The organism is Desulfuromonas acetexigens (assembly GCF_900111775.1).
Taxonomy (GTDB): domain Bacteria; phylum Desulfobacterota; class Desulfuromonadia; order Desulfuromonadales; family Trichloromonadaceae; genus Trichloromonas; species Trichloromonas acetexigens.
The window spans coordinates 1-17,202 of the sequence record NZ_FOJJ01000038.1 but is presented as its reverse complement, the minus strand read 5'-3'; the positions used below and the strand labels follow the sequence as shown (position 1 = coordinate 17,202).

The 17,202-nt window shown below is 61.6% G+C and carries 13 protein-coding genes; 10 read left to right on the top strand and 3 right to left on the bottom strand.

The features are described 5' to 3' along the window. Positions 1–32 precede the first annotated feature (32 nt). The 3 genes from BQ4888_RS13750 (at position 33) to BQ4888_RS13740 (ending at position 3,762) form a co-directional block, all read left to right on the top strand. Positions 33–1,970: an ABC-F family ATP-binding cassette domain-containing protein gene (locus BQ4888_RS13750; RefSeq protein ID WP_092057844.1), complete on the top strand. Its 1,938-nt coding sequence runs from the start codon at positions 33–35 to the stop codon at positions 1,968–1,970. A gap of 92 nt (positions 1,971–2,062) precedes the next feature. Then, entirely contained in the window at positions 2,063–3,028 is a 966-nt protein-coding gene (locus BQ4888_RS13745) for a DUF2226 domain-containing protein (protein WP_092057843.1), read from the top strand. Between the two features lie 41 nt (positions 3,029–3,069). After that, the gene (locus BQ4888_RS13740) at positions 3,070–3,762 is read left to right on the top strand and encodes a hypothetical protein (protein WP_092057842.1); all 693 of its coding nucleotides are present in this window, start codon (positions 3,070–3,072) and stop codon (positions 3,760–3,762) included. Positions 3,763–3,810: 48 nt separating this feature from the next. Here the strand turns inward: BQ4888_RS13740 and BQ4888_RS13735 are convergent, their stop codons facing one another. Then, the gene (locus BQ4888_RS13735; RefSeq protein WP_092057841.1) at positions 3,811–4,134 is read right to left on the bottom strand and encodes a cytochrome c3 family protein; all 324 of its coding nucleotides are present in this window, start codon (positions 4,132–4,134) and stop codon (positions 3,811–3,813) included. Positions 4,135–4,277: 143 nt separating this feature from the next. Here BQ4888_RS13735 and BQ4888_RS13730 point away from each other — a divergent pair, with 143 nt between their 5' ends. The 5 genes from BQ4888_RS13730 to BQ4888_RS13710 all read left to right on the top strand — a co-directional run bounded on the left by BQ4888_RS13730 (position 4,278) and on the right by BQ4888_RS13710 (position 11,316). Next, positions 4,278–5,810, top strand: coding sequence for a sensor histidine kinase (locus BQ4888_RS13730; protein WP_092057840.1), 1,533 nt, complete (start codon positions 4,278–4,280; stop codon positions 5,808–5,810). A gap of 43 nt (positions 5,811–5,853) precedes the next feature. Continuing rightward, positions 5,854–6,822 carry a polyprenyl synthetase family protein gene (locus tag BQ4888_RS13725; protein ID WP_092057839.1) on the top strand — a complete coding sequence of 323 codons (969 nt, stop codon included), beginning with the start codon at positions 5,854–5,856 and terminating at the stop codon, positions 6,820–6,822. Positions 6,823–7,007: 185 nt separating this feature from the next. Beyond that, a complete protein-coding gene (locus BQ4888_RS13720) occupies positions 7,008–7,235 on the top strand; it encodes a hypothetical protein (RefSeq protein ID WP_092057838.1) in 228 nt (75 codons plus the stop codon). Positions 7,236–7,314: 79 nt separating this feature from the next. Next, positions 7,315–9,831 carry a PAS domain-containing sensor histidine kinase gene (locus BQ4888_RS13715; RefSeq protein WP_092057837.1) on the top strand — a complete coding sequence of 839 codons (2,517 nt, stop codon included), beginning with the start codon at positions 7,315–7,317 and terminating at the stop codon, positions 9,829–9,831. A 102-nt stretch (positions 9,832–9,933) separates the two neighbouring features. Then, positions 9,934–11,316, top strand: a complete 1,383-nt coding sequence (locus BQ4888_RS13710) for a sigma-54-dependent transcriptional regulator (protein WP_092057836.1) — start codon at positions 9,934–9,936, stop codon at positions 11,314–11,316. A gap of 346 nt (positions 11,317–11,662) precedes the next feature. On the opposite strand, the gene BQ4888_RS13705 is transcribed toward BQ4888_RS13710, so the two are convergent. Next, positions 11,663–13,327: a Na/Pi cotransporter family protein gene (locus BQ4888_RS13705; protein ID WP_170232875.1), complete on the bottom strand. Its 1,665-nt coding sequence runs from the start codon at positions 13,325–13,327 to the stop codon at positions 11,663–11,665. A gap of 244 nt (positions 13,328–13,571) precedes the next feature. Here BQ4888_RS13705 and hypF point away from each other — a divergent pair, with 244 nt between their 5' ends. Next, entirely contained in the window at positions 13,572–15,839 is a 2,268-nt protein-coding gene (gene hypF / locus BQ4888_RS13700; protein WP_092057834.1) for a carbamoyltransferase HypF, read from the top strand. A 176-nt stretch (positions 15,840–16,015) separates the two neighbouring features. Here hypF and BQ4888_RS17405 read toward each other — a convergent pair whose 3' ends face one another. Next, positions 16,016–16,270, bottom strand: a complete 255-nt coding sequence (locus BQ4888_RS17405; protein WP_140396665.1) for a hypothetical protein — start codon at positions 16,268–16,270, stop codon at positions 16,016–16,018. Positions 16,271–16,376: 106 nt separating this feature from the next. Here BQ4888_RS17405 and BQ4888_RS17400 point away from each other — a divergent pair, with 106 nt between their 5' ends. Next, positions 16,377–17,090 (top strand): hypothetical protein, encoded by a 714-nt coding sequence (locus tag BQ4888_RS17400; protein ID WP_140396664.1) that lies wholly within the window; start codon positions 16,377–16,379, stop codon positions 17,088–17,090. The last annotated feature ends 112 nt before the right edge of the window (positions 17,091–17,202 follow it).

Below are 17,202 nucleotides of genomic sequence, written 5' to 3'. Positions count from 1 at the left end.
ATGGCGTCAATCCTTATGCTATAAAGAGCCCCATGTTACAGCTAAAAAATGTCATTAAAGATTTTGCCGACCGGCGTATTTTCGCCGGCATTGACTGGCATATCCGTCCCGGCGACCGCATCGGTCTCTGCGGGGAGAACGGCGCCGGCAAGACGACCCTGCTCAAGATGCTCGCCGGCCGGGTCAGTCCCGATGGCGGCGAGGTGCAGACGGCGCGGGGCACGACCTTCGGCTATCTCCCCCAGGACGGTCTCGAGCACCGGGGCCGGTCCCTCTTCGCCGAAGTGCGCGAGGCCTTCGCCGAACTGCTCGCCATGGAAACGGAACTGAGCGGACTGGAGCAGGCGATCGCCGTGCGTCATGAGCCGGCCGACATGGACCGTTACGCGACCCTGCAGGAGGCCTTCCGCCAGCGCGGCGGCTACGCTATGGAGACGGAAATCGCCAAGGTGCTGCGCGGTCTCGGTTTCGCCGAAGGGGATTGGGAAAAACCCTGCGAGCAGTTCTCCGGCGGCTGGCAGATGCGCATCGCCCTGGCCAAGCTGCTGTTGCAGCGGCCCAACCTGCTCTTGCTCGACGAACCGACCAACCATCTCGACCTGCCGGCCCGGGACTGGCTGGAGGATTATCTCATCAGCTACCCCTTCGCCGTGGTGCTGGTCTCCCACGATCGCTTCTTTCTCGATCAGGTGGTGGGCCGTATCGTCGAAGTCTGGAACGGTAAACTCACCGAGTATCCGGGCAATTACAGCAAGTATCTGGTCGAGCGCGAGGCGCGGGTGGCGGCCTTGAGGGAAGCCAAGCGCCGCCAGGATGAGGAGATCGAAAAGATCGAAGCCTTCATCAGCCGCTTCCGTTACCAGGCGAACAAGGCCTCGCTGGTGCAGAGCCGGGTCAAGCAGCTGGAGAAGATCGAACGCATCGACATCCCGCCGGCGCGCAAGAAGATCGCCTTCAAATTTCCCGAACCGCCCAAGGGCGGGCGTACCGCCCTGGAGTTGCGGGGCGTGACCCAGCGTTACGGCGATCTGACCGTGCTTGACGGCATTGACCTGAGCGTGGAGAAGGGGGAGCGCATCGCCCTGGTCGGGGCCAACGGCGCCGGCAAGTCGACCCTGATGCGCCTGCTCGCCGGGGATGAAGCGCCCAAGGGCGGGGTGCGGGAGGCCGGGCACAATCTGCATCTGGCCTATTTTGCTCAGGATCAAGCCAAGGTGCTCGATCCCGGGCGAACTGTCATCGAGGAGATCACCAGCGCCGCTCCCTTCGAGATGGTGCCGAAGGTGCGGGACATCCTCGGCACCTTTCTCTTCAGCGGCGACGAGGTGCACAAGAAGGTGGCGGTCCTCTCCGGCGGCGAACGCAACCGCCTGGCCCTGGCTATTCTCCTGTTGCGTCCGGCCAACCTGCTGCTGCTCGACGAGCCGACCAACCACCTCGACCTGCAATCGAAGGAAGTCCTGCTGCAGGCGCTGAAGGGCTACTCGGGGACCCTGGTTTTCGTCTCCCACGACCGCTATTTCGTCGACAGCCTGGCGACCCGGGTGGTCGAGGTGAAGGGCGGCCGGATCGAGTCCTGCATCGGCAACTACGAGGATTTTCTGCGCTGGCGCACCGGGCAGGGGGATCTCAGCCATTCCCGGCAGCGGGTCGAGCTGGGAGCGGCGGCCGGGGCGGAGGCGTCGGAAAGTGTCGACAAGGAAGATCGCAAGCGCAGTCACGAAGAGCGCAAAGAGGTCCAGCGCCAGGAGCGCCGCCGGCTGAAGGAGCTGGCCGAGCTTGAGGAGAAAATCGAGGCACAGGAAGGGCTGCTGCACGAAATGGAAGAGCGCATGGCCGATCCCGAACTCTACCGCGACGGCGAGAACTGGCGCCGGACATCGGCGGAGCACGCACGGCTCAAAGAAGAGATCGAAGCCCTCTATGCCCGCTGGGAGGAGTTGCAGGAGACCGCGCCTGAGTCTTCTTGACGCAACCTTGTTCGGCTGGAGCTTACGCGGCGAACCGCAGGGCTTGCCTGTCAGAAAATATCACCCGAGCCTTTTTCCGGGGAGGAAAAGACATGGTTCTGTTGCCCAAGGGCAATCCCGTCAAGGAAAATGCCAATCCGGGGAAGATCAATCTTCCCGGTGCCCTCGAAAAGCTGCAGGCGGGGAAGTTCTCCGGCTATCTGCGCTTCGATTTTCCCACGGCGACCGGGGTCATCATTTTCGAGCAGGGGCGCCTGATCAGTTCCCTTCTCGACGACGGACGGGAACGGCTCATCGCTTACGACGCCATTGCCGCCATTTTCGAGCAGTCCCTGGAAGGGCAAGGGCGACTCGATGTCTATCGCCTCAGCCCCGAACTGGCCCTGAGCGTGCATGCTCTGCTCCACGGTGACCTGCTCTATAAGGGGCAGGAGCTCAAGCTCATCGACATCAAGCTGCTGCTCACGCGGCTCAAGGAGTTGGCCATCACCGGCTGCCTGCGCATCTACACCGGCGACCGGGTGGCGCTCATTTTCTACCGGGAGGGCAATCCCCTGGGCTTCTTCCATGACGGCTCCACCGCCATTGAGACGACCGCCGACACCTCCATGTCGGTGGCGCGCCTGCCTGGAGCCAAGATCGACGTCCTGACCACCAAGGGGGTCGGGGAGGGGATGCTCGCCGACCTGCTTTCCTCGGCGGATCTGCCGGCACTCTGGAAGCGGATTCTGGAGGCCCGCCGGCCCGCCCCGGAACCGGTCGCACCTTCCGCGCCGCCAATCGCGGAGCCGGAAGCGGTCGACCCGGCCGCACGCGAGGCCGAGTCGCGGGATGAGCTGCTGGCCGCCTGGCGGGAGATCGCCGTGCGCCATCTCGGTAAGATCGGCGGCTCGCTGGTAGAAAAGGAATTCGAGAAAAACCTGAGCGGCGCTCTCGATACGGCGGCCCTGAACGTTTTTTACGAGCGTCTGGGCAAGGCGGCGCGGCTGGTCGCCGGGCACGGCAAGGTCAATGGGATGGTCGAGGAAATGGGGCGGGCGGCACAGGAAAAGCTCTAAGCGGCTGATGAAAAACTTATGGTAAGACGGGAGGTTTGGGGATGGATTTGAGCGGGTTGCAGGTGATTCTCTGGCTGGTGGCCGGGCTGGTTTCCTTCTATTTCAGCATCGGCAACGCCCGGGTCTGGACGAGTATTTCGGTCGGTTTCTTCCTGATCCTCTTTGGCGAACTGCTGCCGAAGGCGATGCCCTTTCTCCCCGGCACCGGTATTCCCCAGGTCGAGGCCATGGGCCTGATTATCAGCACCATCGCCATTTTGGTGATGAGCCATGGCTTTCAGGAATATTACGTCTTCTCGCGCACACTGGAGCTGGAAGGGAACAAGGGCCAGGTCTATCTCGTCACCCTGGCGGTGATTTTCGCCTCCCAGGTCTTTATCCTCATCAATCCGGCTCCCGACGCCGATACCCTGCGCACCATCCGCATCGTCGGTAACACCAACTGGGTCTTTCTCTCCCTGATCAACATCGACCTGATCCGCAAGATCTATCTCAACGTCAAGGACAGCCCCATCGGCAAGGGTTTTCTCGCCTTTATCGTGGTCTTCGTCTGCATCTTCCTGTGGAAGGGTTCGGAGCTCTATATCCAGGTCTATCGCCTCGATCTGCCGGCGGTGATGCAGGCCTACCCCGCCCGTTACCAGATCTCCCAGATCACCAACCTGATCGGCAATCTGCTTGCGTCCCTGTCGGTCGGGGGTACCTTTCTCTATCTGGCACGGCTGCTGCGCTGAAACGGCAGGAGCGGGGGCGGCCTGCGCCGCTCCCCGCCCCGATGCTACTTACTTGACGTGGCAGTCCTTGCAGCCGAAGGGCGCGCCCATTCTCTTGTGGCAGTGCCGGCACATGGCGTGGGAGGCTTCCTTCATGTTGGGAATCGCCGTGTCCACCCCGTGACAGTCGCGACAGCCCCCCCGTTCCACCCCCTTGTGGTGGCAGACGGCGCATTCGCCGACCTTCTGATGCAGTTTGTGGTCGAAATGGATTTCCCCCATGCGCGCCGTGCCGAGGGTGACTTCGGCGGGAATCGCCGCCAACGCCGCTGTTGCCGAGGCGAGGATGGCGAGCAGCAGGGCGGTGCAAAGGGAGAGGGTGAATCCTTTCATCGGTGACCTCCTGGCAGATTTGAGTCGCGGCGGCCCTGCGCCGCCGAAAGTTTCCCCAGATTAGCGCAAATTTTTCTTAGGCGCAGCTGTTTTCTCCCTTTGCCTGAGGCGCGGGTGAAATCGGCGCGCAATCGGTCAAGGCGATGCGGGTCACTCTCGGGCGAAAACTCTTTCTTTACACCGGCGGTACCCTGACCCTGGTGCTGCTGATGACCTTTCTCGTTCTGGAACGCAGCCAGGCGCGTCAGTGGGAGGAACATCTGCACGCCCAGAGCCGGGCCTTCGTCCGCTTCGCCACCCCCGAGCTGCTCAAACTCTTCCGGGGTTCTTTCGCGCCCGGTCAGGACGATGCCCAGGGCAAGGTCGTCGAATTTCTTGCCGTCAACCGCGATCTCATCGGCTTCACCCTCATTTCTCCAGGCGGGCGGGTGCTCTTCCAGTCTCCCCGCTTCGGCCCTTTTGCAGATCATCCCTGGCCGGAGCCGCCGGCGCCTGAGGATTTGAGCGGATTTTCCCCCGGCGCCGAGCCGCTTCTGCGCACCCTCCCCTGGGGCGAAGGGCGCGCCCTGGAACTGCTGATGCCGGCCTTCGGGCCGACGGGCGAGCAGGTGCTGACGGTGCGCTACCTGCTCACCTACGCCTCGGTCGACGCGCGCCTCGCCGAAATGCGCGCCTCCTTCGCCCGCATCGCCTGCCTCTCCCTTCTTGCATCCTTGCCCTTGGTCGCTCTGGCGGCGCGGCGCGTTTCCCAGCCGATCCAGAGCCTGACCGAGGGGGCGCGGGCCGTCGCCCGGGGGGAGCTCGACACCCGTCTGCAGATCGCCAACCGTGATGAGATCGGTGGGCTGGCCCGGGCCTTCAACCACATGGCCGAGAATCTCTCCCTGAGCCGCGATGAACTCACCGCCAAGAACCGGGAACTGATCGAGGCCAACGAGAACCTGCGCCAGGTGCAGGAACAGCTCATCCGTTCCGAGCGCCTAGCGGCCATCGGTCAGCTGGCGGCGGGGGTTTCCCACGAGATCGACAATCCGGTGGGGATCATTCTCGGCTATGCCGAACTTTTGCTCGACGATCTCGATGAAGCGGATCCTCGGCGCGACGATGTCCTGGCGATCATCGCCGAATGCCGGCGCTGTCGGCGCATCACCGGCGGCCTGCTCGGTCTCGCCCGGGGCGGTGCGGTGCGGCGGGAATCGCTGCGCCTTGCCGAACTGGCGGAAGCGACGGCGGCTTCCTTGCGTCCGCAGAAGCTCTTTCGCCAGGTGCCGATTCGCATCCAGGCGCCGCCTGAACCGCTGGAGGTCTTCGCCGAGCCCGATCCCTTGCGGCAGGTGCTGGTCAATCTGCTGCTCAATGCTGCCCAGGCCATGGGCGGTTCGGGGGAAGTGGCGGTGACGCTGGAGCGTGCCGAGGAACAGGTGTCGCTGACTGTGGATGACAGCGGTCCCGGGGTCCCCCTGGAGTTGCGGGAGCGGATTTTCGATCCCTTCTTTTCCACCAAGGGCTCGGGGGAGGGGACCGGCCTCGGCCTTTCCCTCTGCCGGAAACTGATGGAGGAGCAGGGGGGAAGCCTCTTCGTCGCGGATTCTCCCGCCGGCGGGGCGCGCTTCGGCCTGCTCCTGCCCGTTACGAGCGGGGAAAAATCCTTTGACAAGTTGGGGGATGCTTCCTAAGATGGCGCGAATTTAACCAAGACTTGAGGATGATTGACGGATTATGGAAAAAGCCCTGGAACTTCTTCATGACGACCTGCTCGGGGTCGAAGCCCAGTTTAAACAGGACCTGACTTCCGAAGTATTGCTGATTCGCAAGGTCGGCGAATATGTCCTCTCCAGCGGCGGCAAACGCATCCGCCCCATGCTTCTTCTGCTCTGCGCCAAGCTCGCCGGCTACCAGGGGAACAAGCATGTCGGCTTGGCCAGCGTGGTCGAGTTCATCCACACCGCCACCCTGCTCCACGACGACGTGGTCGACAGCGCCGTCCTACGCCGGGGGAACGCCTCGGCCAACGCGGTCTGGGGGAACGAGGCCTCGGTGCTGGTCGGTGACTTCCTCTTCGCCAAGTCCTTCTCCATCATGGTACGCGGCGGCAGCCTGAAAATCCTTCAGGCCCTCTCCGACGCCACGACGATGATGGCCGAGGGGGAAGTGCAGCAGCTCGTCAGCACCTGCGATCTCGACCTCAGCGAGGAAAGCTACATCGATGTGGTGCGCAACAAGACCGCCGTCCTTATCGCCGCCGCCTGTCAGGTCGGCGGTGTGCTCGGCGAGGTCGACGAAGAGCGCGAACAGGCGCTGCATGATTTCGGCATGGATCTCGGCATCGCCTTCCAGTTCATGGACGATGCCCTCGACTATGTGGCCGATCAGGCCGAGTTCGGCAAGGCCAAGGGGCACGACCTCGAAGAGGGCAAGGTGACCCTGCCGCTGATTCATGCTCTGCGCCACTGTGGCGAAGAGGAGCGGGAACGTCTGACTGAGATCGTCGAACTGGAAACCCTCAGTGACGAGGATCTCGCCTACGTGGTCGGTCTGATCGAGCGCTACGACGGCATCGGCTATACCCGGAAACGCGCCCGGGAGTTGGTCGAGCGGGCCAAGCTCAAGCTCGCCGTCTTCCCCGACGGCCCGGTCAAGACCGCACTGATGGAGTTGTCCGATTACGCCGTCAGCCGCCGTAAATAGTCAGCGGCTGGTCGGTCATATCGCTTGGATGTCAACGTGAAAAGGCCTCTCCGTTTCTTGCGGAGGGGCTTTTTTTGCGCGGATTCCCCCGGATTTTCGCGGTTTATGGATTGGCTCGGGATTTGCTAATTGTTTTTTCAGCAATCCGGCAAACCGAGCACACACCATCTTGCCGAGGGGGGATTATGGACGCGGGCACTCTGATTCATTCCGAGCAACTCGATATTCGCGGGCGCCGCTACGAGGTGGTGGTTTTTCAGCGGGCCAACGGCTCGCATGTGGCCCGTACCGTTTTCGCTCCGGGGGATGTCATCATGAACGATGCCCCCTCCCTCGAAGCGGTGCTGGCCAAGCATCAGCGCCTGCTGCCGCTCGCCATCGACTCCCGCGAGCTGCGCGCCGAATCCCGCTGAATTCACCCCTCTTTTCCCTTCTGACCGAATTGCCGCCGGCCGATCTTTTTGACCCTGCCGGCGGCAGCCTCCTGCTATAATGCCGGTCATGCCTCGCGCCTCCTTTTCCCTGCACAAAAAAGTCCTGCTGGCCTTCTGCCTGCTCTCCCTCTTGCCGCTCCTGCTGCTGCTCGTCGTTTCCAGCCGCAGCCTGCGTTCCGTGGAAAGCCAGTTGCTCGCTCACGCGACCCGGGCTCTCGATCAGCAGGCTGCCGAGGCCCTGGAGCTTCGGGCGGGCATGGTCGCCGCTGAAGTGGAGGATTTTCTCCGGCACGTGACCGCCGATCTCCGCGATCTCGCCCAGCTTCCCGTTGAGGAAAAGGTCTATCGGGAGTTTTATCGCCATCACCGGCGCCCCGTCTGGTTTCGTCAGGGAAGCAACGCGAATCCGGGCGAGGCCCGGGAAGAGCGGCCCCTCTATACGGAAATCGCCTGGGTCGCCGCCGACGGCCGCGAACTGTTGCGTCTGGCGAACGGCTTGCCGGCGGAACTTCGGGATATTTCCGATCCGGCGCGGACGACCTACGGCAGCGAGGACTATTTCCTTCGCGCCCGGACCTTGCCGCCCGGTGGCGTGCATGTCACCCGGGTCACCGGTCGGCATCTGGAAAAACAGCGGCAGCTGGCGGGGGCGCCAACGCCGGAAACGGCGGTGGAAGGGGAGCGCTACCGGGGGGTGATCCGCTTCGCCATGCCGGTCTATGGCGACGAGGGACGCCTGCGCGGGGTGGCGGTTCTCTCCCTCGATCATCGCCACCTGATGGAATTCACCCAGCACATTCTGCCCCATTCCCCCTTTTTCACCGTCTTCTCCTCCTACGACAGCGGCAATTACGCCTTCATGTTCGATGACGAAGGCTGGATGATCGCCCATCCCAAACACTGGGATCTGCGCGGTCTCGACGAGGGGGGAGCGCCGGTCCCTCCCTACACCGAGGATTCCCCCGCCGACCTGGTCGATCGGGGGATCATCCCCTTCAACCTCTTTCATGCCGGTTTCGTCCATCCCAACTATCCGGTGGTGGCGGCGGCGGTGTTGCGCGGGGAGTCGGGGGTCGCCGACGTCACCAATATCGGCGGCTCGGAAAAGATCATGGCCTACGCGCCGATCCGTTTCGGCTACGGCGTCTTCGCCGAAAAAGGGATTTTCGGCGGCGTGACCATCGGCGCCGAAGTCAGCCGTTTCCATGCCGCGGCTCATTCCGCCTCGGCTCAGATCCGCGCCGAAATGACCCGTTTCGTCGGCAAGGCGGCGCTGATGATTCTCGCCACCGCCCTGCTGGTCGTGGCCGCCGCCTATCTTCTTTCCCGGGGGATTACCCGCCCCCTGTCGACCCTGATCGACGGCACCCAGCGCATGGCCCGGGGGGAGCTGGATATCCAGGTGCCGGTCGCCGCCGGGGACGAGGTCGGCGAGCTGGCAGTCTCCTTCAACCGTATGGCTGAGCAGCTCAAGGATCGGCAGCAGCACCTGCTCGCCACCCTCGACGATCTCGACCGTTCCCGCCGGGAGATACTGCGCGAGCGGGATTTCAAGGAGACCCTGGTCGAGACGATCGACATCGGTCTGCTCACCCTCGACGGCGCCGGGCGGGTCACCTCTGTCAACGGACCGGCGGCGCGGCTGCTCGGCCTCTGCCGGGATGCGGAGGGCGCCCTCGACGACGTCCTGGCCGCCTGGCCAAGCCTGCGGACGGCCCTGGTCGCGGGTCTGCAACAGCCTGGCGAGCGCTGGCACGACTATGCTGATGTGGAGGTTTCCGGTCGCCCGCGGGTCTATCGCCTTGCCCTGGTCCCCCTGGCGGCGGGGGGCTTCTCCGATCGAATTCTGACGATCGAGGATCTCACCGAGCGGGTGGAGATGCGCCGGCAGCTGGCACGCATGGAGCGCATGGCTTCCCTCGGTCGGCTTTCCGCCGGGATCGCCCATGAGGTGCGCAATCCCCTCACCGGTATCAGCCTGCTTCTCGACGACCTGCATGACCGGCTGCTGAACCGGCCGCCGGATCAGGAACTGATCCGGCGCGCCCTGAGTGAAATCGAACGGCTCGAAGGGTTGGTCAACGGTCTGCTCGATTTCGCCGCGGCGCCGCAACCGCGACTGGAACCGGCGAATGTCGGCAGCCTCTTGCGGGAAACCCTCTTTCTCATCCGTAAACCCTGCGAGCGCCAGGGCATCCGCCTGATCGAAGAGCTGCCCGAGGATCTGCCGACCTTTCCCCTCGATGCTCACAAGCTCAAGCAGGCCTTTCTCAACCTCTTCAACAACGCTCTCGACGCCATGCCTGACGGCGGGCGGCTCGATGTTCGCGCGAGCCGGAGTGACGGTGAAGTGCGCATCGTGATTCGCGACAGCGGCGCGGGGATTCCCGCCGAGCAGTTGCCGCTGATTTTCGAGCCCTTCTATACCGGCAAGGGGAGCGGCACCGGCCTGGGACTTTCCATCACCCAAAATATCCTTGCCGACCACGGTGGCCGCATCACGGTCGCGAGCACTCCCAGGGTCGGCAGCGAATTTACCCTTTTTCTGCCGATCCCCGAAGATAACGCGGGCTGATTTTTCTTCTGGCCAAAATTGGCCATTTTGCCGTTGCCTTCGCCAGGGTTCCCCGGTTAAATTCCAGCTTTCCTTTTTTACGGCTCCACCAAGCGAGGTTACATGGAAAGAATTCTCATCGTCGACGACGAAGCCTTTATCCGCGAAAATCTCGAACGGATTCTCGCCGAGGACGGCTATCGTCCCCTCTCCGCTGCCGATGGGGATGAGGCGCTGCGCCAGGTGAGCGAGGCTGAGGTCGATCTGGTGCTGCTCGATCTCAATCTCGGCCCTCGCAGCGGCCTGGAGGTGCTGGCTGCCCTGCGCGACATCGATCCCGAGCTGCTGGTCATCATCATCACCGGCTACGGGACCGTGGAAAGTGCCGTCGAAGCGTTGAAAATGGGGGCGTACGACTACATCAAAAAACCCTTCAAGGCCGACGCCATCCGCCTGATCGTCAAGCTGGCGCTGGAGACCCGCAGCCTGCGTCGCGAGGTACGCCATCTGCGGCGGGAGAGCAAGGCCCCGCCCGCCGATCTGGAAATGATCGGGACGAGTCCGGCCATGCTCCAGGTCTATCATCAGGTGCGGGAGGTGGCCAAGCACGAGACCGCCACCGTCCTCATCACCGGCGAAAGCGGCACCGGCAAGGAACTGGTGGCGCGGGCCGTGCACGATCTTTCCCGGCGCAAGGAACGCCCCTTCGTGGAGATCAACTGCGGCTCGCTTCCCTTCAATCTTCTCGAAACCGAGCTCTTCGGCCACGAACGCGGCGCCTTCACCGATGCCAAGACGCGCAAGATCGGGCTCTTCGAGGAGGCGTCGGGGGGGACGATCTTTCTCGACGAGATCGGCGAAATGGATATGGGCCTGCAGGTCAAGCTGCTGCGGGTGCTGGAAGATCGCCGCATCCGCCGCCTCGGCGGGACCCGCAACATCGATATCGACGCGCGGGTGGTGGCTGCCACCAACCGCGACCTGAAGGGCGCCATCGCCGCCCGGGAATTTCGCGAGGATCTTTACTACCGGCTCAACGTCTTCCCTATCCACTTGCCTCCGTTGCGTGAGCGGCGGGAGGACATTCCGCCGCTGCTCGATCATTTCCTCAAGCGGTTCAGTCGCGAATTCCACAAGAATATCCGCGAAGTCTCCCGCGATGCTCTCGACCTGCTGATGCGCTATCATTGGCCGGGGAATGTGCGGGAGCTGCGCAATCTGGTCGAACGAATCTGCATCATGTACCAGGACGAGGTTATCCGTCCCGAAGGCTTGCCCAAGGAGATTTTCGGGGATGCCCCGCGTCGCGCCGAAGGGATTCCTTCGGAGATACCGCCGGCGGGGATCGATCTGGAGAAGTTGGTGGAAAACCTGGAGCGGGAGCTGATCGGCAAGGCCCTGACCATCACCGGTGGCAACGTGGCGAAGACGGCGCGGCTGCTCAACGTGGCGCGGGGGACGTTGCGCTACAAACTGGAAAAATACCGGCTGGCCGCTCCCGATTGAGGGATGAAGGGCAAAAGTGGTTAAAATTTACCCGATGGGGTGCGAAAGGTGGCCAAAAATGACCACCTTTCGTTTTTTTGGGGGCGTGGTAGTCGCTGGGAGGATTTTTGAAAATCTTATTTAAACGCCTAATTATAAATACTTAGAGTTGATTGTCAGGTTTTTGAGAAGATTTATCAGGGTTGGCATCGCTATTGCTAATGAGATAAGTGCCCCGGGACATTTTAATCCTGGTCCTGGGGCAGCGCGTCACCCAACAGTTTCGCCCTTTCCCCGAGGGCTATTTGGCCCCGTTTCAATCCTCCTTTGAAGCGGGGCGTTTTTTATCCTCTCCCGGCAATTTTCTTCAGGATGCCTTGGCGGAGCTCTCCGTCACCTTCGTTCCCGCCCCATTTTGTTCCAGATAATCGAGCAGGGTCTGCAGGTAGCGGGCGGCTTTGTCGGCTTGTTCGGCGAGACGGCGAATGTTGCTTTCGGTATCGAGTTGCTCGACGATACGCCGCACCGGCAGACGCCCTTCGGTGCCGGAGCGTAGCAGGCGGCTCTTGAGGCTCTGGTAGGCGCTCTGCAGTTCTTTCATCTCGCCGTCGTAGACTTCCGTTGGATATTCGGGGGTGTAATCGTCGATGCTGGAGAGCAGGCGCACGACCCGGCTGTTGAAGGCATGGATCGCCGTCTGGATTTCCGCATGTTCCAGTTCCTTGGCTTGCTGATGGGCCTGGCCGACGAGTAAGGAGAGTTCGGCGATTTCACTGTAATAGCGGGAGACGCGCAGGGCATTGGGCAGCACTTCCGCCAGGATCGGCGGCAGATTGCTCTGCTGCATGCGACTGCTGTAGTCGCCGATGGCTTCCCCCAGCCGGTCGACGGTTTCACTCTTCTGCTGGAAGCTTTGCGTCGCCACCCGCTCGCTGCTGATCGCCTCCCGGGCCAGGTCCCGGGTCATTTTCCCGAGGCGGGCCAGTTCTCGGGTGAGGGCGTGCAGGGCGAGTACCGGGGTCGTGGTCAGGGTCCGGTCGAGATATTTCGGCTGGGATTCGTCGGCGTCCCCCACCAGAAATCGGGTCTCGAGAAGTCGCGTCAGGGTTCCGGTCAGGGGCCAGAGCAGCAGCACCCCGAGCAGGTTGAAAAGGGTGTGGAAGAGGGCGAGTTCGGTCGCCGGCCCGGCGCCCAGGCCGAAGGAGTTTTGGAGAAAATCAAGAAACTTGAGAATCAGGGGGAGGGTGGCGAAGGCCACCACCCCGGTGATCAGATTGAAGGCGATATGCGCGGCCGCCACCCGCTTGGCGCTGCTGGTGGCCCCCAGGACCACCAGCAAGGCGGTGATGGTGGTGCCGACATTGGCGCCGATGACCATCGCCGCGGCGTCGGTCACGCCGAGCACACCGCCGGCCGCCGAGGTGAGGACGATGGCGAGGGCGGCGCTCGACGATTGCAAGAGGAGGGTGAGCAGAAAGCCCGCGCCGACGAAGGCCGCCGTGGAGAAGAGCCCGTACCCGGAAAGCGCGGTGAATTGCAGGCTCTGCCCGAGATCGCCGAAGATGCCTTTGAGGACGTCGAGGCCGCTGAAGAAGAGGCCGAAACCGGCCAGGGCCTCGCCGAGATGCCCGGCCCGGGATTCCCCGCGAAAGACCCGCAGAAACATGCCGATGCCGATGGCGGGCAGGGCCAGTTTCTGGATGTCGAAGTCGAAACCGACCGCCGCCACCAGCCAGCCGGTCATGGTCGTGCCGATATTGGTGCCGTAGATCACGGTGACGGCCTGGCGCAGGCTCATCAGCCCGGCGTTGACGAAACCGATGGTCGCCACCGTCACCATCGCCGACGCCTGCACCAGGGCGGTAATCAGGGCGCCGGAGAGGAGTCCGCGCAGGGGCGTGCGGGTCGAGCGCTCGAGAATCCCGCGCAGGGCCCGTCCCGCCGCGTACTTGAAGCCGTCGGTCATCAGGCGCATGCCGAGCAGAAAGAGCCCGAGCCCGCCGAGAAGTCCCCCCACCATGGTCCAGGTCATGCCGATCTCCTTGATTTGACGAGCCATCGAAAAATATCAGTCGCTTCCATTATTCCCATTAACGCCCATTTGTGTCCAGCCCGGAAACCGCGGATTTCATTGTGCCGCTTCCTTTTGCGCGCCGGTTTTTCGGAATTCGCCGACCTTGACAATCTCCGGGGATTTCGTGAGAGTGGTGCGACGGACAGCCGTCCGCACCCGTGATGAATGCGGAACAGGAGCGGGGATCGAGGGCCGGGGAGTGATGGCGATGGAACGCAGGTCGATTCGTATCGAAGGGATTGTCCAGGGGGTCGGTTTCCGCCCCTTCGTCTATCAGCTGGCGCGGCGTTGCGGGCTGACCGGCTGGGTCCGCAACGACAGTCGCGGCGTGCTGATCGAGGCGCAAGGGGAAAAGGAGTCACTGGCCCGTTTTTTAGACGGATTACGTGACGAACATCCCCCCCTGGCGGCGATCTCCCGCTTCGAGGTTTCGGCCTTACCGCCGATTGCCGAGAACGGTTTTTCCATTCTTGCCAGCGACGCCACCCAGGAAAAGACCGCCCAGATCGCTCCCGATACCCACGTCTGCGCCGACTGCCTGCGGGAACTCTTCGACCCCGCCGACCGCCGCTACCTCTATCCCTTCATCAACTGCACCAACTGCGGCCCCCGCTACACCATCGTCACCGCCATCCCCTACGATCGGCCGAACACGACCATGGTCGATTTCCCCCTCTGTCCCGATTGTCTGGAAGAATATCGCGATCCGACCTCCCGGCGCTTTCACGCCCAGCCTAACGCCTGCCCGGTCTGCGGGCCGCGCCTGGCCCTGGTCGATCGGGACGGACAAGCGATCGCGGGCGATCCCCTGGCTGAGGCGGTGGCTCGGCTCAAGCGGGGCGGGATTCTCGCCGTCAAGGGCTTGGGGGGCTACCATCTGGCGGCGGACGCCGACAACGGCGCGGCGGTGGCCGAGTTGCGTCGGCGTAAGGCCCGCGACGAAAAACCCTTCGCCCTCATGATCCGGGATCTGGCCGCCGCCAGGGAACTGGCCGAGTTCGACGAGACCGAACGGCGTCTGCTCGCAGGGCCGGAGCGGCCCATCGTCCTGCTCCGTGCCCGTCCGGACCACGGCCTGTCGCCGCTGATCGCCCCGCGCAACCGCTATCTCGGCCTCATGCTCCCCTACACCCCCCTGCATCATCTGCTGCTGCGGGACTTTCCCGCCCTGGTGATGACCAGCGCCAATCTTTCCGATGAGCCCATCGCCTTCGAGGACGGCGAGGCCCGGAGTCGGCTCGGGGGGATCGCCGACGCCTTTCTCGTCCACAACCGCGCCATTCACACCCGCGCCGACGACAGCATCGCCCGGGTCATGGCCGGTCGCCCCCTAATGCTGCGCCGTTCCCGGGGTTATGTCCCCCGCGCCGTTTTTCTCCCCGTCGCGCAAGCGAGCGTGCTCGCCGTCGGCGCCGAATTGAAGAACACCGTCTGCCTGACCCAGGGGGATCGCGCCTATCTCAGCCAGCATATCGGCGATCTGAAGAATCTCGAAGTCCATGAATCTTTCGTGCGGACAATCAAGCACTTGAAGAAACTCTTTGAAGTCGATCCGCAAATTGTCGCCCACGATCTCCACCCCGATTACGACTCCAGCCGCTATGCCGAAACGCTGCCCGGCGTGCGCCGGATCGCGGTGCAGCACCACCATGCCCATCTTGCCAGTTGCATGGCGGAACAGGGGCTGACCGGTGAGGTACTCGGGCTGATCTTCGACGGCATCGGTTATGGCGCCGACGGCCACATCTGGGGCGGGGAGTTCCTCGCCGGCGGCTATGGCGGCTACCGGCGCCTCGGTCATTTCCACTACGTCCCCATGCCCGGCGGCGACGCCGCCACCCGGGAACCGGCGCGCATGGCGTTGAGCTATTTGCATCAGGCCTTCGGCGCGGAACTGCCGCCGCTGCCGGTAGTCAAGGCGATCCCCGCCGGGGAACGGACGATTTTGCTGAAGATGATCGAACGGGGGATCAACGCGCCCCTGACCTCCAGCTGCGGGCGACTTTTCGATGCCGTGGCGGCGCTGGTCGGTTTACGTGATAAGGTCAGCTACGAGGGACAGGCGGCGCTGGAGTTGGAAATGGCCATCGAGCCGGACGAGGGGGAGTATCCTTTTGACTTGGAGGACGGGGAGGGCGGACTGATCTTCGACCCGGCGCCGCTGGTACGCGCCCTGGTCGGCGAGATTCTGGCCGGGGTCGCCGTCGGCCGCGTCAGCGCCCGCTTCCACAACAGCCTGGCTCTGATGATGGCCGCCGTCGCCCGTCGCCTGCGCGAAGCCACCGGCCTGAACCGGGTGGTCCTTTCCGGCGGGGTCTTCCAGAATCTCTATCTCGTCGAACGGGGAACGCGCCTGCTGCAAGCCGAAGGCTTCGAAGTCTTCACCCACTCCCTGGTCCCGCCCAATGATGGCGGCCTGGCCCTGGGACAGGCGGTGGTGGCGGGATTTCGGGTGGGGGAGGGGAGTTGAAGATGTGAATATCGCGGCACGGGATGGGTGCGGGTTTGCCGTTGACGGGCAAAAGATTTGACTTTGGCTAGGGGGCAGGGGTAAGTTGTCACATTAGTTTTTTATTTTTGTTGTGATTTTCAGGAGGATGGCCGATGGGTTCGGGCAGGCAGAGAAGGCGGTTATATAAGTCGTTTTTAGCGGTGAGTTGCCGGTGAAAGCGGCTTTTTTGTTTTTGGGGGGATGGCCTGAGCGAATTTTGACCCCTTCACCTTGGCGTCGTCATGATCGAAGGCAAGGGTCTTGTTCTTGCCGTTCAGCGCAGGGCGGGCATGAATTTTCAGCTTGAGGTCAGGGTTAGGTTGAGATGAAGGGGTGTTTTCCACCATTAGACACCAATATGAGTAAATATGGAAAATACCGAAGTGATAAAAACGGACTTTAATTTCCATGTTTCAGATTTAATATGTCGACATACGGAAAATTGTCCAGTCTATAGGAAATAAGTGGAAATTTTTCCACATATCACCAATGTTAGCTTAAAAATTTGGAGAGAATATGACCGAAACTGTTAATTCCGAAATTTTAAAAAATGACAACGAGGTGTGCGCCGATAAAGGTATTCCAGAAATTGGCAAGATTATTTCGTCTATGCCAAAAGAAACACTTAAGTCATTATTATATTTAGCGGCAGGTAAACATGACAGCAACACAAAGCTATTTAAAAGACCAATAGTTATTAACAATAACGACATTAGTGAATTAAACGATCTAGTTCAGCAAAAGCTCACTCAGCATCAAACTCCTGTATCACTGGTGAATGTTGCCATCTCATACAAAGCAAATAGGTCTGTTTCGTTTGGTACGTGGAAAGAGTTCGAGCAATATAAGTGGAATATACCAGATGTAGTTGAACATATTAACATTAAATGGGACTTTTTTGTAAAATGGCCGACCTATGCCATACCACAAAGACACACACTATCCGTCAAAATAGTATCAAAATTAAATCCAATGCAAATGATGCAAGCCTTGTTCTCAAAAGACCCAGACGAAATGGAAGATATCGAATTAAACCTAGCTCCTGTTGTTTGCAGGGTGGACTTTATAGATCACCTTTTGAGTGAAGAACTTATAAATATTGTAAAGAAATGGGTTGAAGCAAGAAGAGAACCAGACTTTATTACAACCAGAAATAGCTTTTTAAAGAAGAATAAAACAAGCATAGCAAGAGCAATACATCACTCAATTCCTGTGGAGGGTGTAATTTAGTTTGTGTAAATGGCCATTCCGGGGTACACCAGCCCCCCACCCTCTGAGGAGCCCAAATGGCCATCGAAAAAGAACTTCTTGACCGCCTGTTTGCCGATTTCAAGTACACCAA